The following is a 22,354-nucleotide window of genomic DNA, read 5'->3' as shown; positions in this document are numbered from 1 at the left end:
CCGGAGCGGCGGGACGTGCGCAGCACCTCGACCGGGGCCGGGCGCCCGTCGGCTCGGGGGAACGCGTGGGGGAACTCGAGGATGCCGTTCACGTCGGCGCCCCGGAAGGCGTAGATCGACTGGTCGGGGTCGCCGAAGGCGACGAGGGTGCGGCCGTCGCCGGCCAGCGCGTGCAGCAGCCGTACCTGGGCGGGGTCCGTGTCCTGGTACTCGTCGACGTACACCGCGTCGTACTGCTCGGCGAGCCGGGCGGCGATCTCGGGGCGGCGGGCGAGCAGCACCGCGCGGTGGACGAGCTCGGCGTAGTCGAGGACGCCCTGGAGGTCGAGGACGTCGAGGTACTCGGCGAGGAAGGCGGAGGCGGCACGCCAGTCGGGGCGTCCGATACGGCGGGCGAAGGCGTCCAGGGCCTCGGGGCCCAGTCCGAGTTCGCGGCTGCGGGCGAGCACCGCGCGGACCTCGTCGGCGAAGCCGCGGGTGGTCAGGCAGGCGCGCAGCTCGTCCGGCCAGCGCACATGGGCGAGCCCGAGCTTCTCCAGGTCGACCTGTCCGGCGAGCAGCTCGCGGACGGTGACGTCCTGCTCGGGGCCGGACAGCAGCCGCAGGGGTTCCACGAAGAGGTCGCTGTCCTGGTGGGCACGGACCAGGGCGTAGCAGAACGAGTGGAAGGTGGTCGCCTGAGGGGCGCGCGCGGCGCCCGTGCGCAGGGCCAGGCGGTCGCGCAGCTCGACGGCGGCCTTGCGGCTGAAGGTGAGCACCAGGATGCGTTCGGGGTCCTGGCCGCGGGCGACGCGCGTGGCGACGGACTCGACGAGGGTGGTGGTCTTTCCGGTGCCCGGGCCTGCGAGGACGAGCAGCGGGCCGGTCTCGTGGTCAACCACACGGCGCTGCGCGGCGTCCAGTCGAGGGGGGTCGATGCGAGCCGGCGGGGTACGGACCAGTCGATAAGCGCCACGGTTCCCCCGCCGCACCTGGGGGTGCGACGGGTCGCTGGTGGAGGAAGAGGAGCTCACGTGGTTCGCCGGTCCTGGTGGGTGTGCTGGTTGCCGTTCCACCGCGCGTGCAGGGCGGTGGACGCGGGGTGAGGGGGACACGTGCAGCCGACGCTACGCCGACGGAAAGCTCGGAAGCAGGGCTTCCACTTCTTCCCTCCGGGCACATCGGGCGCACATGCCCCTCGCCTCACGAACGTACGTCATGGCACGGACGTGCCCTTCTTCCCTCGTACGGATCACAGGTCACACAGAGGGGCGTCCGATGGCGGAAGCTGTCAGGTGTGACCCTCCGTGTGTCCGCCGCCGTCCCATCGCGCGCGTCTCATGTCGAGGCGCGGGAGGTGGCCCTCGGCGGCCCGGCTCGCCTCCTTCAGGGGCGTGCCCTCCGCGCGGTAGTGGCCGAGGGCTCTGAGTTCGTGCCCGGGCAGCAGGACGCCGTCCGCGCGGACGACGCGCCACCAGGGGACGGCACCGCCGTACAGGGCCATCACCCGGCCCACCTGGCGCGGGCCGCCCTCCCCGAGCCACTCGGCCACGTCCCCGTACGTCATGACGCGGCCCGGCGGGATCAGTTCGGCCACCTCGAGGACCCGTTCCGCATAGGCGGGCAGGGCGTCCTCGAAGCGGGCATCCTCAGTGGGCGCACCGGCGTCGGACGGAAGGCTCTCCTGGCTCATCCGGCCCATCCTGCACCACCCCACCGACAACGCGACGCGCACGCGCGCGTGCGTATGCCTCGCCCCGAGGCGGCGCTTCGGGCAGACTGTGCGCCCCCGCATATGGACCCTGATGCCCCCGTGTGCCGGTCCGGCATGCCACCATCATGCGGGCGGTGACTGGTGATACGAGATCAAGAAGAGACGATGAAGCAGCAGGGTGCACACCCCGACGGCACGGAGGGCACCGCTGAGGCTTCGTCGCGCCCGGACACCACGAACGCCGACCCGAAGAGCGGAGGAAAGCCGGATAAATCCGGCAAGGCGCGCAAGGGTGACACTGCGAAGAAAACAAGCGACCCGGACGCCGCGGACACGGTGCACATCGACGAGGTCGAGGGCGACGAACCGTTGCTCCCCGCGCGCGTGCACCGTCCGTCCGACCTCATGCGCCTGCTGGTGGGCGTCCTCGCCGTCGTCGTCCTGCTGGCGATCGCCGCGTTCGCCCACGGCACCACCTCGGGCCTGGAACAGGACATCAACAAGGGCACCGGGCAGGCGCCCGACCTGCTCATCAAGATCGCGGGGCTGGCCTCCAGCATCGCGATCCTCCTGGTGCCGGTCGCGTTCGCGATCGAGCGGTTGATCAAGCGCGACGGGCTGCGGATCGCCGACGGCGTGCTCGCCGCGGTCCTCGCGCACGGAGTGACCCTCGCCACCGACCTGTGGGTCGCCCGGGCCGCCCCCGACTCGATTCAGGAGGCGCTCACCCAGCCCTCCCCCGGTGACATCCACGCCCTGACCGATCCCGTGCACGGCTATCTGGCTCCGGTGATCGCGTACATGACGGCCGTCGGGATGTCCCGCAGACCCCGCTGGCGCGCGGTGCTGTGGGTGGTGCTGCTCCTCGACGCCTTCTCGATGCTCGTCACCGGGTACACCACCCCGTTCTCGATCATCCTGACGGTGCTGATCGGCTGGACGGTGGCCTACGGCACGCTCTACGCGGTCGGGTCGCCCAATGTGCGCCCCACCGGGCGGACCCTGATGGCGGGCCTGCGCACCGTCGGCTTCCGGCCGGTGACCGCGTCCCGCGTGGAGGCCCCGGAGGCTTCCGAGGCCGGCGACCGGGGCCGCCGCTACGTCGTCACCCTGGAGGACGGCCCGCCGCTGGACGTGACGGTGGTCGACCGTGAGCAGCAGGCCCAGGGGTTCTTCTACCGCGCGTGGCGCAACCTCACCCTGCGCGGCTTCGCCACCCGCAGCAGCCTCCCCTCGCTGCGCCAGGCGCTGGAGCAGGAGGCGCTGCTGGCGTACGCGGCGATCGCGGCCGGGGCCAACGCCCCGAAGCTGATCGCGACGTCCGAGCTCGGTCCCGACGCGGTGATGCTCGTCTACGAGCACATCGGCGGCCGCACCCTCGACTCGCTGGAGGACGAGGAGATCACCGACGAGTTGCTGCGCGACACCTGGCACCAGGTGCGGGCCCTGCAGTCGCGCCGGATCGCGCACCGCAGGCTGGTGGGCGACGCGATCCTGGTGGATCGTTCCGGCACGGTGGTGCTCACCGATCTGCGCGTCGGCGAGATCGCGGCCGGCGATCTGCTGCTGCGCATGGACATCTCCCAGCTGCTGGTGACGCTCGGCCTCCGGGTGGGCGCGGAACGCGCGGTGGCGTCCGCGGTGAGCGTGCTCGGACCGGACGCCGTGGCCGACTGTCTGCCGATGCTCCAGCCGATCGCACTGAGCCGCTCCACGCGCGGGACGCTGCGCAGGCTCGCACGCGCGCGTGCGGAACGCGAACGCGAGGCCGTCCTGGAGGCGTCCCGGCAGGCCAAGCTGCTGCGCGCCGAGCAGACCGCGGACGCCACGGAACGGCCCGTGCTCGACAAGCCCGACAAGAAGGCCGTACGCGCGGAGCAGCGGGCCGAGAAGCGCGCCCTGGACGAGGCGATGGAGGAGGCCCGCGAGGAGGATCTGCTCACCCAGATCCGGCACGAGGTGCTGCGGATCAGGCCCCAGGCGCCGGTGGAGCCGGCCCGCCTGGAACGGGTGCGCCCGCGCACACTGATCAGCTTCATCGCCGGCGCCATCGGCGCGTACTTCCTGCTCACCCAGCTCACCCACATCGAGTTCGGGCCGCTGATCGCCAACGCCGAGTGGGGCTGGGTGGCCGCGGCCGTGCTGTTCTCGGCGGCCAGCTACTTCGCGGCGGCCATGGCGCTGCTGGGGTTCGTACCGGAGCGGGTGCCGTTCCTGCGGACCGTGGCCGCACAGGTCGCCGGGTCGTTCGTGAAGATCGTCGCCCCGGCGGCGGTGGGCGGGGTCGCGCTGAACACCCGCTTCCTCCAGCGGGCGGGGGTGCGGCCGGGACTCGCGGTGGCGAGCGTCGGCGCCTCGCAGCTGTTCGGGCTGGGCTGTCACATCCTGATGCTGCTGGCCTTCGGCTATCTGACCGGCACCGAGAAGACGCCTTCCCTGTCGCCGTCCCGCACGGTTATCGCGGGTCTGCTGACGGTCGCGGTGCTGATGCTGGTCGTGACCTCGGTGCCGTTCCTGCGGAAGTTCGTCGTCACGCGCGTGCGCTCGCTCTTCGCGGGTGTGGTGCCGCGCATGCTCGATGTGCTGCAGCGCCCGCAGAAACTGATCACCGGCATCGGCGGCATGCTGCTGCTGACCGCCTGCTTCGTGCTGTGCCTGGACGCCTCGGTCAGGGCGTTCGGCGACGAGACGACCTCCATCAGCATCGCCAGCGTCGCCGTCGTCTTCCTCGCGGGCAACGCGCTGGGGTCCGCGGCGCCGACGCCGGGCGGTGTGGGCGCGGTCGAGGTGACCCTCACGGTCGGTCTGATCGCCGTGGGGCTCCCCCAGGCGGTCGCCACTCCAGCCGTACTGCTGTTCCGGCTGCTGACCCTGTGGCTGCCGGTGCTACCGGGCTGGCTGGCCTTCAACCACCTCACGCGCAAGGAAGCGTTGTAGCAGCCTCACGCGCGCAAGGAAGCGTTGTGGAAGCCTCACGCGCGAAGAAGCTCTCGTAGTCCCGGAACGAAAGGCCGCGGTTTCCTTCGCTCGTACGGCCGGTGCCCCGCGCGCACCGCCGTGTACGACCGCAGGATGGAGGCATGCCCAAGTCCTTCCGTGTGCGCGCCGCCGCCCTGACCGTCTCCGCCGTGCTGCTGCCGGCACTGCTGGCCGGCTGCGGTGAGGACGCCTCGGACGAGGACCTGGCACAGCAGGAGCTCAGCTGGAAGGACTGCCCGGCCCCGTCCGAGGCACAGGGCGGCGGCCCCGCCCCCTCGCCCCTGCCCGGCGGCGCCGAATGGCGGTGCGCCACGATGAAGGCACCCCTGGACTGGGACGACCCCGAGGGCGACACGATCGATCTCGCGCTGATCCGGGCGAGGACGAGCGGACCGGCGAAGGAGCGCATCGGCTCACTGATCTTCAACTTCGGCGGTCCGGGCGGTTCCGGCGTCAAGTCGCTGCCCGCGTTCGGCGAGGACTACGCGACCCTGCGCACCCGCTACGACCTGGTGAGCTTCGATCCGCGCGGCGTGGGCCGCAGCGCACCCGTGGTGTGCCAGGACGACCAGCAGCTCGACGCGCACTTCGCGCAGGACGCCACCCCCGACGACGGCGCCGAGCGCACCGCGCTCCTGGACGGCACCAAGGAGTTCAACGCGGCCTGCGAGGACAACTCCGAGCGGATCCTGCCGCATGTGCGCACCACCGACGCCGCCCGCGACCTCGACCTCATGCGCCAGGTGCTCGGCGACGACAAGCTGCACTACTTCGGCATCTCCTACGGCACCGAACTCGGCGGCGTCTACGCCCACCTGTTCCCCGAGAAGGTGGGCCGCGCCGTGTTCGACGCGGTCGTCGATCCCACGCAGGACCCGGAGCAGGGCTCGCTCGGGCAGGCGCGGGGCTTCCAGCTCGCCCTGGACAACTACGCGGAGCACTGCGTCTCCCAGGTCGAGGACTGCCCCGTCGGCGACACCGCCCAGAACGTGAAGGACCGTATCGCCGGGCTGCTGAGGGACCTCGACAGCAAGCCGATCCCCGGCGTCTTCCCGCGCGAGCTGACCCAGACGGCCGCGACCAACGGGATCGCGCAGGCGTTGTACTCGCAGGAGTTCTGGGACTTCCTCACCGACGGCCTGGAGCAGGCCTACGACGGTGACGGGACGATCCTCATGGTGCTGTCCGACCTCATGAACGGGCGCAACGAGAACGGCGAGTACAGCAACCTCATCCCGGCCAACATCGCCATCAACTGCGCCGACGACAAGCCCCGTTACACCACGAAGGACGTGGAACGCAGCCTGCCCGAGTTCCGCGCCGCCTCCGGCCTGTTCGGCGACTACCTGGCCTGGGGGATGATCAGCTGCACCGACTGGGCCGTGCCGGGAGCCGCCGCCCATCCCGATGTGAGCGCGCCCGGCGCCGCGCCGATCCTGGTGATCGGCAACACCGGCGACCCGGCGACCCCGTACGAGGGGGCGCGGAAGATGGTGCGGGAGCTCGGTGAGGGCGTCGGCGTCGAGCTGACGTACAGGGGGCAGGGGCACGGCGCCTACGACAGCAAGAACCGGTGCGTGCGCGACGCGGTGCACGGCTATCTGCTGGACGGGAAGGTGCCGAAGTCGGGCACCGTCTGCTCCTGACCACGCACACTCTGATGAAATCCGCAGGTCAGAGCGTTATCCACAGGCTGACCCAGCGCGAGCGGGATCTGCCTACCATGGCCTGACCGCCATCCGCGGCACCGTGCGGAGGGCAGACGAGGGGGGATGTGGCACATGACGCGCTTCGTACGGTGGACGGCTCTCGGGGTCGCCGCCGCGCTGCTGACGGCGGGCTGCAGCGGCTCGTCCGACGACGACTCCGGGGACGACGGCAAGAACGGCGGGACGGCGCTCGACTGGAAACGCTGCGAGGCCAAAGGGGACGCCCCCGCACCGGGCGACGACTGGCAGTGCGCCACGCTGCGGGTGCCGCTCGACTGGTCCGAGCCGGACGGCAAGACGATCGGGCTGGCGCTGATCCGCGCCGAGGCCACCGGCGACGACCGCCTCGGCTCGCTGCTGTTCAACTTCGGCGGGCCCGGCGGGTCGGGCGTGTCGATGATGCCGTCCTACGCCGACACGGTCTCGAAGCTGCGCGAGCGGTACGACCTGGTGAGCTGGGATCCCCGTGGGGTGGCCGCCAGTGAGGGCGTACGCTGCCGGGCCGACAAGGACATCCAGGCGGCCGAGTCGTCCGTGGACAGCACCCCGGACACCCCGGCCGAGGAGCGGACGTTCCTGGCGGACGCCGTCGACTTCGGCAAGGGCTGCGAGGACTCCGCCGGCGAGCTGATCGGCCATGTCTCGACCACCGACACCGCACGCGACCTCGACCGCATCCGGCAGGCGCTCGGCGACGAGAAGCTGAACTACTTCGGCATCTCCTACGGCACCGAACTCGGCGGCGTCTACGCCCACCTCTTCCCCAAGCGGGTGGGCCGCATGACCCTCGACGCGGTCGTCGACCCGAGCGCCGACATGGTGGGCCACGCCAGGAACCAGACCCTCGGCTTCCAGCGCGCGCTGAACGACTACCTGAAGTCCACCGGAAAGGACCCCGCGCAGGGCTCGCGTGAGATCGCGGACCTGCTGAAGCGCATCGACGCCGAGCCGCTGCCGACCTCGACGCGGGGCCGCGAGCTGACCCAGTCACTCGCGCTCACCGGCATCATCCTGCCGCTGTACAGCAAGGACGGCTGGCCGGCACTGACGAGCGCCCTGCAGGCGGCCGAGGAAGGCGACGGCTCCGAACTGCTGGCGCTGGCCGACGGCTACAACGAACGCGACGCCTCAGGGCGCTACGGCACGACGACGCACTCCCAGCGGGTCATATCGTGCCTGGACGACAAGCAGCGGCCGACCATCGGGGAGACGAAGAAGCTGCTGCCTCAGTTCGAGAAGATCTCACCGGTCTTCGGCCCCGCCCTCGGCTGGGACATGGTCGGCTGGTGCCACGACTGGCCGGTGCCCGGCCAGCACGACACCCCGGAGGTGAGCGCACCGGGCGCGGCCCCGATCCTGGTGATCGGCAACACCGGCGACCCGGCCACCCCCTACGAGGGCGCCCGCAGGATGGCGGACGAACTGGGCAAGAACGTCGGCATCGTCCTCACCTGGAAGGGCGAGGGCCACGGCGCATACGGCACCGGCAGCTCCTGCGTCGACTCGACGGTGAACACGTACCTGCTCGAGGGCAAGCCGCCGAGGGACGGCAAGGTCTGCTCATAACGCGACCGGGGGCGCCGGCCGCGAGTGCCCGGCGGAGCGACGGCGTGGGCGCGCACGACGGAAGCCCACGGCATCCGAGCTGGGCAGAGCCGTGGGCTTCCGGGAAGGCGCTGGTGGGCGGAGGGGCGTCAGTAGACCGGCTTGTGGGGTTCGATTTGATTGACCCAGCCGATTACGCCGCCGCCTACGTGGACCGCGTCGGAGAAGCCGGCGGACTTCAGGACCGCCAGGACTTCCGCACTGCGGACGCCTGTCTTGCAGTTCAAGACGATCTTCTTGTCCTGCGGCAGGCTCTCCAGGGCGGTGCCCATGAGGAACTCGTTCTTGGGGATCAGGCGGGCGCCCGGGATGGAGACGATCTCGAACTCGTTCGGCTCGCGGACGTCGATGAGCTCGATGTTCTCGCCGTCGTCGATCCACTCCTTGAGCTGCTTGGGAGTGATCGTGGAGTCGGCGGCCGCCGCCTGGGCCTCCTCGGAGACGACGCCGCAGAAGGCCTCGTAGTCGATGAGCTCGGTGACGGTCGGGTTCTCGCCGCAGACCGCGCAGTTCGGGTCCTTGCGGACCTTGACCTGGCGGTACTGCATCTCCAGGGCGTCGTAGATCATCAGGCGGCCGACCAGCGGCTCACCGATGCCGGCGAGCAGCTTGATGGCCTCGTTGACCTGGATGGAGCCGATGGACGCGCACAGCACGCCGAGCACGCCGCCCTCGGCGCAGGAGGGGACCATGCCGGGGGGCGGGGGCTCCGGGTAGAGGCAGCGGTAGCAGGGGCCGTGCTCGGACCAGAAGACGGAGGCCTGGCCGTCGAAGCGGTAGATCGAGCCCCAGACGTACGGCTTGTTCAGCAGCACGCAGGCGTCGTTGACCAGGTAGCGGGTCGCGAAGTTGTCCGTGCCGTCGACGATCAGGTCGTACTGGCTGAAGATGTCCATCACGTTGTCGGCCTCGAGCCGCTCCTCGTGAAGGACCACGTTCACGTACGGGTTGATGCCCTTGACGCTGTCGCGGGCGGACTCGGCCTTGGGGCGGCCGATGTCGGACTGGCTGTGGATGATCTGGCGCTGCAGGTTCGACTCGTCGACCTCGTCGAACTCCACGATGCCGAGCGTGCCGACGCCCGCCGCGGCGAGGTACATCAGCGCCGGCGAACCCAGGCCGCCGGCGCCCACACACAGCACCTTGGCGTTCTTCAGCCGCTTCTGCCCGTCCATCCCCACGTCGGGGATGATCAGGTGGCGGGAGTACCTGCGAACCTCGTCTACGGTGAGCTCGGAGGCGGGCTCAACCAGGGGTGGCAGCGACACGGGGACTCCGTTGGTCGGTCAATCAGTACGGTTGTTCTCCGCGTAACACTGCCACGTGCTTTTTCATTCCGAGACACCCGTTCCGATACGCGAGACGAATTCGTCCCAGTAGCCGGGCAGGGCCTCCCAGGGGGCCATCGCCGTTCGGGGCGTGTGGTCGGTGAAGTAGATCGTCGCCGCTCCCTGCCAGCGGGCGATGCGCAGGGCCTCCTCCAGGTGCGGGCGGGGCACGCCGTGGACGAAGTGGCAGAAGCGCTCCGGCGGGTGGTCCGCCGTCCACTCGGCGACCTGGGACCAGCGGTAGTCGCTCCACGGGCCGGCGAAGGTGACCAGCTGGTCGGCGAACGCGGCGTAACCGGGGTGCGGGTGGGTGCCGTGGCCCAGGACGATGTGGGCGTCGTCACTGAGCACCCGGAGTGTGGCGACCGTGCGGCGGACCTCGGTGACCGCGGCCCCGTCGGCGGGGCAGCGGTCGAGGAGGAATCCGTCGACCTGGTACCAGTCCAGGAAGCGGTGGGCGTCCGAGACCAGTTCGCCGAACCCGCGCGAGCCGTAGGCCGCGTCGAGGTGGCCGAGCACGCGGACACCGGCGTTCCGCAGGCGTCCTGCGGCGTCCAGGCAGTTCGGGTCGGGCTGTACGCCGGGGCCGTCGGCGACGTCGAGGACGACCCAGTGGAGAGGCGTGCCGGGGGTGGTGAGTTCCGTCCACTCGGCGGGGGCGAGGAGCGGGTGGGCCAGGCCGGGGACGCCGAGGCCGGTGCGTGTCCCGGTGTCCCCGGCGGCCGGTTTGAGCCCGGTCGGATACGGATACGGCGTGCCTCCTCCCGTCAGATACGGCATGCCGCCTCCATCCAGATGTCGGCCAGGGACTCCTCGAGGTTGATCCGGGGCCGCCAGCCGAGGCGGTCGCGTGCCGTGCGGACGTCGGCCTGCTGCCAGCTGCCGCAGCCGTCGGGGTACGGGAACGCCACGGGCGCCGCGTGGTGCTCGGGGTCGGCGGACCGGGGGTGGCCGATGGTCGGCCGGAGATGCGGGCTGTGGGCGGCGTGCATCGCGTGCGGGGCGTGGACGCCCGGGCTGTCGAGTTCGTGCAGGGCGCCGCCGTATCCGGCGACCCGGGCGAGGATCGCGGCGGCGTCGCGCAGCCGGACCGCGCGGCCCGAACCGATGTTGATGACGCCCTGCGCCGCGGAGAGCGAGGCGGCGTGCACCGCGCGTGCCACGTCCCGTACGTCGATGAAGTCCCGTTGCGCTCCGAGGCCGCCGAGCTTGAGCTCGCCGTCGCCGGACTGCATGGCCCGGCGCATGGCCTCCGCGAGGCGGCCGAGCGGGGACCCGGCGGGGGTGCCGGGGCCCGCGGGTGAGAAGACCCGGAGGACCACGGCGTCCAGGCCGGAGCCGAGGACGAGTTCCGTGGCGGCGAGCTTGCTGACGCCGTACGGGCCGCCGGGGCGGGGGACGGCGTCCTCCGCCGTGGAGGAACCGGGCTGGCTGGGGCCGTACTCCGAGCTGCAGCCGATCTGCACGAGGCGGGCGCCGCAGCCGCTGCGGCGCAGGGCCTCGCAGACGGTGGCCACGGCGACGGTGTTGTGCCGGGTGAGTTCGCGGGCGCCGCCCCGGGTGGCGCCGGCGCAGTTGACCACGACGCCGGGGTGGACCGCGTCGAGGAAGCGGGTGAGGGCGCCGGGGCTGCCGGTGGCCAGGTCGAAGCGGACGTCGGCGTCGTCGCCGCGGCCGAGGGCGGTGAGCTGGACGGCGGGGTCGGCGAGGAGGCGGTCGGCTACGAAGCGGCCGATGTAGCCGTTGGCTCCGATCAGCAGGACTCTCATCGGGCAGCTCCTTCGGCGTCGTCCGAGGCTGCTGGGCGGGTGGTCATGTGGGGTTCTCCTTCAGGCGGGTGCGTGGGTCTGGGTGCGGTGTCCGGGGCTGCGTGCAGTGTCCGGGTCTGAGTGCGGTATCCGGGGCTGAGTGCGGTGTCCGGGGCTGAGTGCGGGTGCCGGTTCGGTGGGCTCGCGTCTCCTGCCTGCGGCGCCACCGCGGCTCCGGTGGGGGTGCGCTTCCTATGCCTGCGGCGCCACCTCGGCTCCGGTGGGGGCTGATGGAGCGCCCACGCCCGGTGGGTGGGGCGAGGCCGGGGCGGTGGTGCGGTGCGCCCACCGCGTGAGCGGCTCCGCGCCGTGGGCGGCTTCCGTCCGGTCGTCATCGGTCGGCCTCCGCATGGACGTGGGCAGAGGCTCGGGTGAGCTTGCGGGCCGCGTGGACTAGGAGGGTGAGGGCTGCCGCGCCGCAGGTGAGGGTGGGGACGGCGGCCGGGGTCCAGGTGGTGACCAGGGTTTCCACGGGGGTGGCCAGGGGCGCGCAGCCGGGGAGGCGGGCGGTGAAGAGGGTGGCGAGGGCTGCTGCCTGGGTGAGGGCCGTGGCCGTGAGGATCACTCGGGGGGCGTGGGTGAAGCCGTGGATGGTGAGGAGGCGGGAGACGTAGAGGAGGGCGCCCAGGGTGAGGGTGGCGGGGAGGGCCGCGGGTTCGTCGAGGGCGGTGGCGGTGAGGGTGGTGAGCGCTGCCAGTGCGAGGAGGTGGAGGGTGACCGTGCCCAGGAGGAGGGGGCGTACGGAGGTGGCGAAGTCCTCCAGGGCTCGGCTGGTGGTGAGTCTGCGGTGGGCACGGGCCCTGAAGAGGTGGGTTGTCCAGGCCGCGGGGGCGCAGGCCAGGGTGAGGGCCGCGACGGGGGCCGTGATGAGGGGCCAGTCGGCGGTGGTGGGCGGGGTGTCGGGGCCGCCGGTGAGCGCGGCGTGGAGCAGACCTTCGCCGAGGACGGCGTAGGCGATGAGCCAGAGGGTGGGGAGGGTGGTGCCCGGAGCGTGAGGTGCGCTCAGGGGCCCTCGGCGCAGGGCTGCGCGGAGGGCGAGGGTGAGGGCCAGGGTGCCCGCGGTGGCTGCCAGGAGGCGGGGCCGGCCTTCGGTGAGGCGGAGGGCCGCGATCGTGGCGAGGCAGAGGAGGCCAGGGAGGACGGTGAGGATCGACCAGGTGCGGCGAGGTTGGGGTGCGGGTGGGGTGGGGGGTGGTGGGGTCGTGTGGTGGTTGGCGCGGGCGTAGAGCTCCTCGGCGAGGGAGAAGACGTCCCGGTGGCGGAAGCGGGCGGCGGTGCGGTCGGTGACGCCGTGGGCTTCGAGGCCCGCCGCGATCTCCAGGGGGTCCACGGCGGTTTCGCACAGCTCGCGGTGGCGGTGGAGCAGGGCCTTCACCGGGTCGGCGCCCCGGCGGGGCTTGGCCGGCTGGTGGTCCAAGGTGGTGAGGTCGGTCATCGTGCTGCCTCCGTGGCGGGGACCGTGGTGCGGGCCGCCCAGGTGGGGGTGGGGCGGGGTGCGGGGTCGGTCCAGTGGCCGGGGACGTGGGCCTCGGCAGGGGTGGCGAAGGGCAGGGGGTCGCCGGTGTCGTTCAGCAGAACCCGGTGGACGGGAGTGCGCGCGACGATCTCCAGGTAGAGGCCGTGGAACGCGGCGATGTTCTGCTCGACGGTGAACAGCTCCAGTGCGCGGGCGCGCGCGGCGGCTCCGAGGCGCTCGCGGCGCTCCGGGGCGCGCAGCAGGGACACGCACGCCTCGGCGAGCGCCCGCGGATTGCGCGGCGGTACGACGAGCCCCGTGCCGCCGATGACCTCGACGACCGCGCCGACGTCCGTGGAGACCGTCGCCCGGCCGCAGAACATCGCCTCGACCAGTCCTACGGGGAAGCCCTCGACCACGCTGGACAGGACGGTCACGGCACCGGAGGCGTACGCGTCGGCGGAGGTGGGCAGCTCCGGGCCGCCGATCTCCTCGAAGGACACCGGGTTGTCGCCCACGGAGTGCGGTCCCTCGGCCTCGTCGGGGAAGAGCTGGGCGGCCAGCATCCTGCAGTGGCCCAGGTAGGCCTCGCCCTCGGGGCCGGACGGGCCGCCGATGATCCGCAGCCGGGTCTTCGGCTCCTCCTTGCGGATCTCCGCGAAGGCGTGCAGCAGCGACACCAGGTCCTTGGCCGGCTCCACGCGCCCGACCCAGACGAGCGTGTGCGGGTCCGCGCTCTCCGGGGCCTCACCCACGTCGGCGAAGGGAGCGGCGTCCATGCCGGGGTAGACGGTGCGCAGCTTCGCCCGGTCGGCGCCGCACCGTTCCTGCCAGCGGCGCGCGTGGGTGTTGCCCGGGGTGATGAACGCGGCCTGCCGGTAGGTCTCGGCGGCGAGCCGGCCGTGGAACGCGGCGAGCAGGGACCGGACGGCCGGTGAGGAGTCGGGGCGGGTGAGGTAGTGGGTGCGCAGTCGTACGCCGTACTCGGTCACCAGCAGCGGGACGCCGTAGAAGTGGCGGGCGAGCAGGCCCGGCAGGGCGGCCGTGCCGCCGGAGGCGGCATGGCACAGGTCGACGGCTCCGAGGCCGTCCTCCTCGTACCAGTCGAGGGTGAGGGGGCGCAGGGCGCGCTCCAGGTGCGCTGCCACGGAGAGCAGATCCGGTACGCGGGCCTCACGCGCGGGGCGCTGGGCGCCGGGCGCACGACAGGCGCGCTCCAGGGCGCGTACGGCGGTCTCGGAGCGGAGCGCGACAGCCAGTCCGCCCTCCTCGCGGGCGAGTTCGGCGAGGCCGTACAGGGCATTGGCGAAACGGTCCGCCTCAGGTGGTGTGGGGTGCGCGTCGGCCGGGGCGGGGCTCGTGTCGGGGCTCGTGACAGGACTCGCGCTGGGGCGCGCGCCGGTGGTCGTGGGGGCGGCGGTGCAGAGTGCGGCGGCCAGGTCGCCGTAGTGCTCCGTGAAGCGCCGGCGTGCGCGGCGCCCGTACACCACCCCGTCGTCCTCGAGCGTCCACAGCGGTGCGGTGCGCACGCGGCTGACCTGCGGCGGCAGCGGGACCCAGCCCGCGTCCTCCTCCGCCTGGCTGCGACTGAACGCGTAGACGTCGAACTCGTGCCGGGCGAGCCCGTGCACGAGACGGTCGCACCACAGCCTGGCGTCACCGCTCACATACGGGTAGCCACCCTCCGTCAGCAGTCCGATGCGCACGTGCACCCCCGATCTCCCGTGTGGGGAGCCGCCGTTGCTCCGGCGGCTCGCAGCGGGACGAACGTATGCGGACAAGGCGGTGGAGCGACGGACGGTTGTCCGTCGCTCCACCAAAAGGGGTGAACGGTCGTAACTTTCCCGTGCGGGGCGCGTTTGGTCGCGCTACGCGCCCCGGTGGCCGTCAGCTGTTCGGATACGCCCAGGGGTTGGGGCGGCAGCTGATGCCGTCGTGGTTCAGGAACTTGGTCTGCTGCTGCATGACCGGGGCCAGATCCCCGTCCTTGTCACAGGTGACGTGGTCATAGCCCAGGCGGTGGCCGATCTCGTGGTTGATCAGCATCTGGCGGTACGCGAAGAGGTCGTCGCCGTAGGTCTCGGCCCCCTGGGCCCACCGGTATGCGTTGATCATCACGCGCTCGGTGGCGGCCGAGTCGCAGGAGACGTTGTCCACCGTGGTGTCCAGGCCGGACTTGGCGCACCAGTCGGCGGTCGTGCCCGGGCTGGCGAGGGTGATCACGAAGTCGGGGCGGCCGGAGTGGATGCGCTCGAAGGTGCGTGCGCCGTTGTGCGCCCAGCTGCGGTCGTCGTTGAGCGTCTTGTGCACGGCCTCGGCGAAGAGCTCGCCGTCCAGGCCGAGCCCCTTCTCCACGTCCACCCGGTAGGTGATCTTCTGCCCCTTGCCCGGCGCCTTGTCGATGCCGGGGATCGCCTCGAACTCGCCCGAGCCGTCGAGGGTGGCGCCGAGCGGATACCTCTTGCTCAGCTTCTGCTCGTACGTCAGCGGCTTGGCGTCGGGAGTCCCGGAGGGCGTCTCCCGGTCGTCCCCGCGTGAGGCGGGGTTCCGGACGTCGCGCGCCTGTTCGGGGGCGGACTGTGCCTGTACGGCGTCGCCGCCGGGGTCGCCCGTGACCTGCCCGGCCACGACGACGGCCAGCACGGTAGTGACGGCCGCGGCCGCGATCCCGGTGAACGTACGTCCCTTGCCGCCCCGGGTCTGTGCGGGCACACCGGTGGGCGGCGCATCGTCGTCGTCCGGGTCGGCCGAGGTCTCCGGGGCGGGAGGGGCTTCCCAGTCGGTGACGGCGTCGTAGGGGTCGGCGGAGTGCGCGGAGCCGGGTGCCGGGTACGCCGAGTGCGCCGCGGACGCGGGCCTGCGCGGCGTGAAGAGGTCGTCGGCCTCGTCGAAGGCGTCGAGGTACTCCTGCCGCGGGCCACGCCCCGGCGCCTGCCGCTGCCGCGGCACGGGCACGGTCGCGCCGGCCGGCATGCCGTACCCGGCCCCCGCAGCCGTCCGCCCGTTCAACTCCCCCCAGCCACCCCCGCCTTCCCACTGCTCGGGATGCCCACCACGCACCTGAGGCGTGCCGTGAGCGGGCGTGCCGTCGACCAAACGGGGAACGCCATGGGCCGGCGTGCCATCGGGAAACCGCGGAACGCCACGAGCGGGCGTCCCGTCCGGGAGGCGCGGCATCCCGTGCGCGGGTGTCCCGTCCGGGAGACGGGGGACACCGTGAGCCGGAGTCCCGCCCTGGAAGCGCGGCACGCCACGCGCGGGCGTCCCGTCCGGAAGCCGGGGCACCCCCTGCGCAGGTGTGCCGTCGGAGAAACGGGGGACTCCATGAGCCGGGGTCCCGTCCGGAAGGCGGGGAACGCCATGCGCGGGCGTCCCGTCCGGGAGGCGCGGCATCCCCTGGGCCGGCGTCGCGGAATTCGCCGCCGCGTCATATCCAGGCCCAGGATGAGCGGGGCTCCCGTGAGTCGGTCCATGCACCGAAGCGCCATGCCCCGCCGTGTCATACGGCGAAGCCCCGTATCCCGGCCCCCCGTACCCCGACGGAGCCTGCTGCCGGCGCACCCCCTGGGGGGACGCCGGCTCCCAGTGGCCCGCTCCGCGGCGGGTCTCGGCTCTGCCTGCACGGCCCTCGCGTACCGCGGTCGTCTCCGCGGTGTCGCCCTTGGGGGCGGGTCCACGGCGGCTGTGGCGTCCCACGTCGCGCCTCAGCCCCTCACGTTCTCGGCGGTGACCCCGCCGTCGGCGGCCTCGTCCGGACCGGTTTCGGCGGACGAACCCGGGGCACCCTTCGCGCCCGGCTCCAAAGTATCCCCCTGATCCGCGGAATCCGTTGCATCCGCGAGGAGTTCGCGAAACGCGGCGGCGACCGTCTCGGGGTACTCCATCATCGCCACGTGCCCCGCCTCGGGCAGTGTCACCAGCCGGGCGTTCCGGAAGGCGCGGGCCGCCCGCTGGGCCATGCGGAAGCCGACGAGCTTGTCCCGGCCGCCGTAGACGAGCAGGGTCGGCGCGAGCACCCGCTCGGCCTGACGCCACAAGGCGTGCTGGCCACCGAGGGTGTACGCGTTGACGAGCCCCCGCGCGGAACGCGCCATGGCGTCCCAGAAGTACGGCAGCCGCAGCCGCCGCTCCATCTCCTGGACGGCGTTGCGGAACCCCTCCGGCGACACCCGCGTGGGGTCGCCGTAACAGAGGGCCATCACCCCGCGGACCCGCTGCTCCGCCGACCACTCACGGGTGATCCGGGTGAACAGAGGTGCCACCCCCGGCATCGCCAGGAGTGCCGTCGGCACGGCCGTGCGCTGCACCCGCAGCTCGGGCAGGGCGGGTGACACGAGCGTGAGCGTGCGGACCAGGTCGGGGCGTACGGCGGCGACGCGCGTGGCGACCGCGCCGCCCAGCGAGTTGCCGAACAGGTGCACCGGGCCGCGTCCGGCGGCGTCGAGATAGCGGATCACCGCGCGTGCGTGCGCGGTGATCGAGTAGTTGCCGTCGTCGGGCGGTGGGGAGTCGCCGAACCCGGGCAGGTCGACGGCCTCGTTGTCGAGGACGTCGTCGAGCAGCGGCATCAGCGCCGACCAGTTCTGCGAGGAGCCGCCCAGGCCGTGGACGTAGAGCGCGGGCGGCAGACCCTCGCACGCGGGCTTCCGTGACCGTACGGTCAAGGTGACGCCGGGCAGCTGCACCGACCTGAGGTGCTCGCCCTCCGCGACCCTGACGGCGGCCACCTTGGGCAGCACGTTCGCGGGCGGAACGGACGGCAGCTCGGTCGAAGACATGCGGCAATGTTACGAGACGATCACGCAGTGGTTCATGTGTTCGCCATCACAAGGTCGGCCAGAGGGTGCGCACCGCGTCACCTCCCGGTCGCGGATCGCATAGCGTCCGGATCGGGTGTCTCCTAGGCTCGTACAGAGGGCACCCGCATGTGGCCCCTGCATTCTTCAGGGACGTTCGTAGGAAGGGAGCCCAGCATGGCCGTAGACCCCAGCGACCCCGAGACCTTCGAGGAAGTCGAGGACACCCAGGAGGGCCAGGAGTACGACGTCGAGGCGCCCGAGGTCGACGCGGCCGAGCAGAAGGCCGACATCAAGCCGGACCGCGACGACCCGCTGACGGGTGTGGACCCCGACCGTGCCAACGAGGCGGACCTGGTGGAACAGGCCAGGATCGTCTCCCTCGACGAGGACGACTACCGGTGACCCGAGCAGGAAAGAGGCCGCATCTTGCCCGCTCAGACACCTTTTGAAACCGTCCGTGCCACTTTCGCCGTCGTCCGGTCCGTGAAATTCTGCGTTCTCACCGCGCACACCACGGTTACCGAAAAGTACGATGGCGGCGCGGCTCACACCGCATGTGGACGACAATGGGAGGCGGCGTGACAGCCATCGAGCAGACAGAGGCGGTACGCCCGCGGGGCACCCGCCTGCCGCGCCGAGCCCGACGGAACCAGCTGCTGGGCGCCGCCCAGGAAGTCTTCGTCGCGCAGGGCTATCACGCGGCCGCGATGGACGACATCGCCGAGCGCGCCGGTGTCAGCAAGCCGGTGCTCTACCAGCACTTCCCGGGCAAGCTCGATCTCTACCTGGCGCTGCTGGACCAGCACTGCGAGTCGCTGATCCAGGCCGTGCGGAACGCGCTCGCGTCGACGACCGACAACAAGCAGCGCGTCCGGGCGACCATGGACGCGTACTTCGCGTACGTCGAGGACGACGGCGGGGCCTTCCGCCTGGTCTTCGAGTCGGACCTGACCAACGAGCCCGCCGTGCGCGAGCGGGTCGACAAGGTCACCAACGACTGCGCCGAGGCGATCTGCGACGTCATCGCCGAGGACACCGGGCTGTCGCGGGCGGAGTCGATGCTGCTCGCCTCGGGTCTGGGCGGTCTCGCGCAGGTGGTGGCGCGGTCCTGGCTGCACAGCGACCGCACGGTGCCCCGCGACCAGGCGGTCCAGCTGCTGACCTCGCTGGCCTGGCGGGGCATCGCCGGCTTCCCGCTGCACGGCAGCGAGAGCAACCACCAGCACGGCGGAGAGCAGCAGCACTGAGCTCAGGCGGGCGGGCGTGCGGTCCCCTCTGTTCCCGTCGGGTGTTCGCTCCTGGCGTGGCCGGGCGGAGCGTGTACGTCCCCTCACCGGGCTAATGTGTGCTGGGTACGGCGCGGTAGGTCGCGCACTTCACTGACCGTCGGAGGGACATAGCCGTGGAGGTCAAGATCGGCGTGCAGCACGCGCCGCGCGAGATCGTTCTGGAGAGCGGTCAGAGCGCCGAGGAGGTCGAGCGCGTGGTGGCCGAGGCGCTCGCCGGGAAGTCGCAGCTGCTGAGCCTCGTGGACGAGCACGGCCGCAAGCTCCTGGTCCCGGCCGACCGCCTCGCGTACGTCGAGATCGGTGAGCCCGCGCCGCGCAAGGTGGGCTTCGGCGCGCTGTAGGCGACACGCGAAGGACAAGGGCGAGGGCCCGGCGGTACGACACCGCCGGGCCCTTGCGCGTACCGGGCGCGTTCACGGATGGAGCACAAGTTCCTCACAGGGGAGGATTGGATTCCGCAGGTCAGGGGTATGACGGGCTACGACCGATGTGAGCAGGCCGGCCGTGTGGGAGGGACCCCCGACATGCTCTTGGAAGCGCTCAGCTCCGCGATCCTCGGCCTTGCTCTCGCCTGGGCGGCGGTACGCCGCCTGCCGCATCGGCTGCCTGCTCGGACCCTGGTGTTGCCGACCGGTGTGGCCGGCGCGCTCTTCGGTGCCTTCGTCACGCACACCGCTCTGGACGCGGGCGGTCTGCTGACCGTCCTGCTCGGGGCGGTGATCGTCTCCGTGGCCTCCCTGTCACTGCTGCTCCGCCCCGCGGGAAGACTCCGCCGCCACTCGGCGACGGCCTGACCCCCGGCCGCCGCCGGGGCACGCGCCGGGGCCGCCGCTGAGCCGCCCGGCCACCTCGCGGCCAGCCGATCCGGACAGGGCGCCCCCTCGGAGACCCGCGCAACCGAATCCCGAGCGAATCGCCCCGCAGAGCAGCGGACTCCGCACGGCCCGACCGCGCGCAGGCGCTCGGGCGGTCGGCGGCCCCTTTCGGCGCCCGGACGACCGACCCATCGCAGAAGCGCTCGCGCGAAGCGGCCGGCTCAGGCCGCCAGGCCCAGTGCGGCCATGCGCTTGGTGTGGGCCTCGGTGATGCGGGAGAACATCTTGCCGACCTCGGCGAGGTCGAAGCCGTCGGCGACGCCGCCGACCAGCATCGTGGACAGGGCGTCCCGGTCGGCGACCACCCGCTGGGACTGCGACAGGGCCTCGCCCATCAGCCGCCGCGCCCACAGCGCGAGCCGCCCGCCCACGCGCGGGTCCGCGTCGATCGCCGAGCGCACCTTCTCCACGGCGAAGCCGCCGTGCCCGGTGTCGTCCAGCACGGCCAGCACCAGCGCGCGGGTGTCGGAGTCCAGCCGCGCGGCGACCTCCCGGTAGAAGTCGCTGGCGATGGAGTCGCCGACGTAGGCCTTGACGAGCCCCTCCAGCCAGTCGGAAGGCGCGGTCTGCTTGTGGAAACCGTCGTACGCGGCGACGAACGGCTCCATCGCGCGGGTCGGCTCCTCACCGATCTCGGCCAGCCGGTCCCGCAGCTGCTCGAAGTGGTGGAACTCGGCCGAGGCCATCTTCGCCAGCTCCGCCTTGTCGTCCAGCGTCGGCGCCAGCTTGGCGTCCTCCGCGAGCCGCTCGAACGCCGCCAGCTCCCCGTACGCCAGCGCGCCGAGCAGGTCCACGACAGCGGCGCGGTACTGCGGGTCGGCTGAGGCGGCCGCCCAGTCCAGGGCGGCGACGCCGGTGTGTCCGGCGGTGGTCTCGGGGGCGTCCGCGGCGTGGTCAGGCTTGTCAGAGCTCGTCATGAAGCGCACAATAGTCCGCTCGCCGCGTCCGGGAAGGTCCTGGTCGATCAGTGTGACGACGACTACGTGACCAAATCGGCCATCGCATGTGCGCGAATCCGGGGTATGGTGGTAATGCGCCTGCTGAGCACTCTGACGTACTCGACAGGCCGCATGTATGAGGATGCCCGGTCGGTGGCCCGATCGGCTCCGACCCGACAGCCCTCCCCGTCCGTACGGCACAGTGCGTACGAGACTCGGAGGGGGACACCCTCAGCGGTTCGAGCGCTAGAGCGTCGGCAGTGGTCCCGTGCCTCACGGCACCGCCCGTAAGGCAGCCGACGTCCCCGGCACGGTCACGTACACGACCCCCGCGCTCGCCTCGCACCGCGCACACAGAAGAGGCAGCACCCTGACTACGACGTTCCGAGAGCTCGGGATCCTCCCCGAGACCGCCGAGGCCCTGGAGGCCGTCGGCATCATCACCCCCTTCCCCATCCAGGAGATGACGCTCCCCGTGGCCCTGTCGGGCACGGACGTCATCGGCCAGGCCAAGACCGGCACCGGCAAGACGCTCGGCTTCGGCCTTCCGCTCCTCGAGCGCGTCACCGTCCCCGCCGACGTGGAAGCGGGCCGCGCGAAGCCCGAGGACCTCACCGACGCCCCGCAGGCGCTGGTCGTCGTCCCCACCCGTGAGCTGTGCACGCAGGTCACCAACGACCTGCTCACCGCCGGCAAGGTGCGCAATGTGCGCGTCCTCGCGATCTACGGCGGCCGGGCCTACGAGCCCCAGGTCGAGGCCCTGAAGAAGGGCGTCGACGTGGTCGTCGGCACCCCGGGCCGGCTACTCGACCTCGCGGGCCAGAAGAAGCTGAACCTCAGCCACGTCAAGGCCCTCGTCCTCGACGAGGCCGACGAGATGCTCGACCTGGGCTTCCTGCCCGACGTCGAGAAGATCATCAATCTGCTTCCGGCCCGGCGCCAGACCATGCTGTTCTCGGCCACCATGCCGGGCGCGGTCATCGGTCTCGCCCGCCGCTACATGTCGCAGCCCACGCACATCCGCGCCACCGCACCGGACGACGAGGGCGCCACGGTCGCGAACATCAAGCAGTTCGTCTACCGCGCGCACTCGATGGACAAGCCGGAGATGGTCGCCCGCATACTGCAGGCCGAGGGCCGCGGCCTCGCGATGATCTTCTGCCGTACGAAGCGGACGGCGGCGGACATCGCCGAGCAGCTCCAGCGCCGCGGCTTCGCCTCCGGCGCGGTCCATGGCGACCTCGGCCAGGGCGCCCGCGAGCAGGCGCTGCGCGCCTTCCGCAACGGCAAGGTGGACGTGCTCGTCTGCACCGACGTCGCCGCGCGCGGCATCGACGTCGAGGGTGTGACGCACGTCATCAACTACCAGACGCCGGAGGACGAGAAGACGTACCTGCACCGGGTGGGCCGTACGGGCCGCGCGGGCGCGAAGGGTACGGCGATCACGCTGGTCGACTGGGACGACATCCCGCGCTGGCAGCTGATCAACAAGGCGCTGGAGCTGGACTTCAGCGACCCGCCGGAGACGTACTCCACGTCGCCGCACCTGTTCAGCGACCTCGGCATTCCCGAGGGCACCAAGGGTGTCCTGCCGCGTTCGGAGCGGACCCGTGCGGGGCTCGACGCCGAGCAGCTGGAGGACCTGGGCGAGCCGGGCGGCCGTGGCCCGCGCGGACGCGGCGGCCGGGGCGAGGCCCGCTCCGCCGACCGTGAGCGTGACCGGGACCGTGACGGCGAGCGCTCGGCCCGTACGCCGCGCCGTCGCCGCCGTATGCGCAGCGGTACGCCGCTGGACGAGGCGGCGCAGCAGCAGACCGCGGCGCCGGTCGCCGACGACGCCGCAACCGCTGAGACCGAGTCGGGCCCGCGTACCCC

Annotated in this window: 18 protein-coding genes; 8 read left to right on the top strand and 10 right to left on the bottom strand. The window is 72.0% G+C overall.

Annotation, left to right across the window (positions count from 1 at the left end; genetic code table 11):
* Both N4P33_RS16735 and N4P33_RS16730 read right to left on the bottom strand, forming a co-directional pair.
* Positions 1-1,013, bottom strand: a 1,013-nt coding sequence (locus N4P33_RS16735) for an ATP-dependent helicase (RefSeq protein ID WP_260827420.1), incomplete at its 3' end; no start/stop codon positions are given.
* A 257-nt stretch (positions 1,014-1,270) separates the two neighbouring features.
* On the bottom strand, positions 1,271-1,672 hold the full coding sequence (locus tag N4P33_RS16730) for an MGMT family protein (protein ID WP_260827419.1): 402 nt from the start codon (positions 1,670-1,672) through the stop codon (positions 1,271-1,273).
* 186 nt (positions 1,673-1,858) lie between these two features.
* Between N4P33_RS16730 and N4P33_RS16725 the strand changes: the two genes are divergently transcribed.
* From N4P33_RS16725 to N4P33_RS16715, 3 genes are all read left to right on the top strand, one after another.
* Positions 1,859-4,630 carry a flippase-like domain-containing protein gene (locus N4P33_RS16725; protein ID WP_260827418.1) on the top strand — a complete coding sequence of 924 codons (2,772 nt, stop codon included), beginning with the start codon at positions 1,859-1,861 and terminating at the stop codon, positions 4,628-4,630.
* A 143-nt stretch (positions 4,631-4,773) separates the two neighbouring features.
* On the top strand, positions 4,774-6,318 hold the full coding sequence (locus N4P33_RS16720) for an alpha/beta hydrolase (RefSeq protein ID WP_260827417.1): 1,545 nt from the start codon (positions 4,774-4,776) through the stop codon (positions 6,316-6,318).
* Between the two features lie 135 nt (positions 6,319-6,453).
* A complete protein-coding gene (locus N4P33_RS16715; protein ID WP_260827416.1) occupies positions 6,454-7,947 on the top strand; it encodes an alpha/beta hydrolase in 1,494 nt (497 codons plus the stop codon).
* A 128-nt stretch (positions 7,948-8,075) separates the two neighbouring features.
* On the opposite strand, the gene moeZ is transcribed toward N4P33_RS16715, so the two are convergent.
* From moeZ to N4P33_RS16680, 7 genes are all read right to left on the bottom strand, one after another.
* A complete protein-coding gene (gene moeZ, locus N4P33_RS16710) occupies positions 8,076-9,254 on the bottom strand; it encodes an adenylyltransferase/sulfurtransferase MoeZ (protein WP_260827415.1) in 1,179 nt (392 codons plus the stop codon).
* A 63-nt stretch (positions 9,255-9,317) separates the two neighbouring features.
* Positions 9,318-10,094, bottom strand: coding sequence for a spherulation-specific family 4 protein (locus N4P33_RS16705; RefSeq protein ID WP_260827414.1), 777 nt, complete (start codon positions 10,092-10,094; stop codon positions 9,318-9,320).
* Complete coding sequence (locus N4P33_RS16700; RefSeq protein ID WP_260827413.1) at positions 10,082-11,083, bottom strand: NAD(P)-dependent oxidoreductase; 1,002 nt, start codon at positions 11,081-11,083, stop codon at positions 10,082-10,084. The genes N4P33_RS16705 and N4P33_RS16700 overlap by 13 nt, the downstream gene beginning before the upstream one ends.
* 370 nt (positions 11,084-11,453) lie before the next feature.
* The gene (locus N4P33_RS16695) at positions 11,454-12,557 is read right to left on the bottom strand and encodes a hypothetical protein (RefSeq protein WP_260827412.1); all 1,104 of its coding nucleotides are present in this window, start codon (positions 12,555-12,557) and stop codon (positions 11,454-11,456) included.
* On the bottom strand, positions 12,554-14,284 hold the full coding sequence (locus N4P33_RS16690) for a DUF3492 domain-containing protein (protein ID WP_260827421.1): 1,731 nt from the start codon (positions 14,282-14,284) through the stop codon (positions 12,554-12,556). Before N4P33_RS16690 ends, N4P33_RS16695 begins: the two co-directional genes overlap by 4 nt.
* Before the next feature lie 181 nt (positions 14,285-14,465).
* On the bottom strand, positions 14,466-15,971 hold the full coding sequence (locus N4P33_RS35570; protein ID WP_399029588.1) for a DUF3152 domain-containing protein: 1,506 nt from the start codon (positions 15,969-15,971) through the stop codon (positions 14,466-14,468).
* Between the two features lie 311 nt (positions 15,972-16,282).
* Complete coding sequence (locus N4P33_RS16680) at positions 16,283-17,356, bottom strand: alpha/beta fold hydrolase (RefSeq protein ID WP_260827410.1); 1,074 nt, start codon at positions 17,354-17,356, stop codon at positions 16,283-16,285.
* Positions 17,357-17,551: 195 nt separating this feature from the next.
* On the opposite strand from N4P33_RS16680, the gene N4P33_RS16675 reads away from it, so the two are divergent.
* The 4 genes from N4P33_RS16675 (at position 17,552) to N4P33_RS16660 (ending at position 19,460) form a co-directional block, all read left to right on the top strand.
* Positions 17,552-17,779, top strand: a complete 228-nt coding sequence (locus tag N4P33_RS16675; protein WP_260827409.1) for a hypothetical protein — start codon at positions 17,552-17,554, stop codon at positions 17,777-17,779.
* A 176-nt stretch (positions 17,780-17,955) separates the two neighbouring features.
* Positions 17,956-18,624 carry a TetR/AcrR family transcriptional regulator gene (locus tag N4P33_RS16670; protein WP_260827408.1) on the top strand — a complete coding sequence of 223 codons (669 nt, stop codon included), beginning with the start codon at positions 17,956-17,958 and terminating at the stop codon, positions 18,622-18,624.
* Positions 18,625-18,779: 155 nt separating this feature from the next.
* Positions 18,780-19,007, top strand: coding sequence for a DUF3107 domain-containing protein (locus N4P33_RS16665; RefSeq protein WP_260827407.1), 228 nt, complete (start codon positions 18,780-18,782; stop codon positions 19,005-19,007).
* 183 nt (positions 19,008-19,190) lie between these two features.
* The gene (locus N4P33_RS16660; protein ID WP_260827406.1) at positions 19,191-19,460 is read left to right on the top strand and encodes a hypothetical protein; all 270 of its coding nucleotides are present in this window, start codon (positions 19,191-19,193) and stop codon (positions 19,458-19,460) included.
* Between the two features lie 242 nt (positions 19,461-19,702).
* Here N4P33_RS16660 and N4P33_RS16655 read toward each other — a convergent pair whose 3' ends face one another.
* The gene (locus tag N4P33_RS16655) at positions 19,703-20,458 is read right to left on the bottom strand and encodes a ferritin-like domain-containing protein (RefSeq protein ID WP_260827405.1); all 756 of its coding nucleotides are present in this window, start codon (positions 20,456-20,458) and stop codon (positions 19,703-19,705) included.
* A gap of 289 nt (positions 20,459-20,747) precedes the next feature.
* Between N4P33_RS16655 and N4P33_RS16650 the strand changes: the two genes are divergently transcribed.
* A partial coding sequence (locus N4P33_RS16650) for a DEAD/DEAH box helicase (protein WP_260827404.1) occupies positions 20,748-22,354 on the top strand: 1,607 nt, incomplete at its 3' end.

The sequence above is a fragment of the Streptomyces sp. 15-116A genome, assembly GCF_025290915.1.
Taxonomy (GTDB): domain Bacteria; phylum Actinomycetota; class Actinomycetes; order Streptomycetales; family Streptomycetaceae; genus Streptomyces.
This window is presented reverse-complemented; position numbering and strand designations above follow the sequence as displayed.

What these genes read in the sequence shown, in the direction of transcription:
- N4P33_RS16720 (WP_260827417.1), top strand. Translation starts at nt 4,774, where the DNA reads ATGCCCAAGTCCTTCCGTGTGCGCGCCGCCGCCCTGACCGTCTCCGCC.
- N4P33_RS16725 (WP_260827418.1), top strand. Translation starts at nt 1,859, where the DNA reads ATGAAGCAGCAGGGTGCACACCCCGACGGCACGGAGGGCACCGCTGAG.
- N4P33_RS35570 (WP_399029588.1), bottom strand. Translation starts at nt 15,971, where the DNA reads ATGCCGCGCCTCCCGGACGGGACGCCCGCGCATGGCGTTCCCCGCCTT.
- N4P33_RS16695 (WP_260827412.1), bottom strand. Translation starts at nt 12,557, where the DNA reads ATGACCGACCTCACCACCTTGGACCACCAGCCGGCCAAGCCCCGCCGG.
- N4P33_RS16655 (WP_260827405.1), bottom strand. Translation starts at nt 20,458, where the DNA reads ATGACGAGCTCTGACAAGCCTGACCACGCCGCGGACGCCCCCGAGACC.
- N4P33_RS16660 (WP_260827406.1), top strand. Translation starts at nt 19,191, where the DNA reads ATGCTCTTGGAAGCGCTCAGCTCCGCGATCCTCGGCCTTGCTCTCGCC.
- N4P33_RS16680 (WP_260827410.1), bottom strand. Translation starts at nt 17,356, where the DNA reads ATGTCTTCGACCGAGCTGCCGTCCGTTCCGCCCGCGAACGTGCTGCCC.
- N4P33_RS16700 (WP_260827413.1), bottom strand. Translation starts at nt 11,083, where the DNA reads ATGAGAGTCCTGCTGATCGGAGCCAACGGCTACATCGGCCGCTTCGTA.
- N4P33_RS16675 (WP_260827409.1), top strand. Translation starts at nt 17,552, where the DNA reads ATGGCCGTAGACCCCAGCGACCCCGAGACCTTCGAGGAAGTCGAGGAC.
- N4P33_RS16730 (WP_260827419.1), bottom strand. Translation starts at nt 1,672, where the DNA reads ATGAGCCAGGAGAGCCTTCCGTCCGACGCCGGTGCGCCCACTGAGGAT.
- N4P33_RS16715 (WP_260827416.1), top strand. Translation starts at nt 6,454, where the DNA reads ATGACGCGCTTCGTACGGTGGACGGCTCTCGGGGTCGCCGCCGCGCTG.
- N4P33_RS16705 (WP_260827414.1), bottom strand. Translation starts at nt 10,094, where the DNA reads ATGCCGTATCTGACGGGAGGAGGCACGCCGTATCCGTATCCGACCGGG.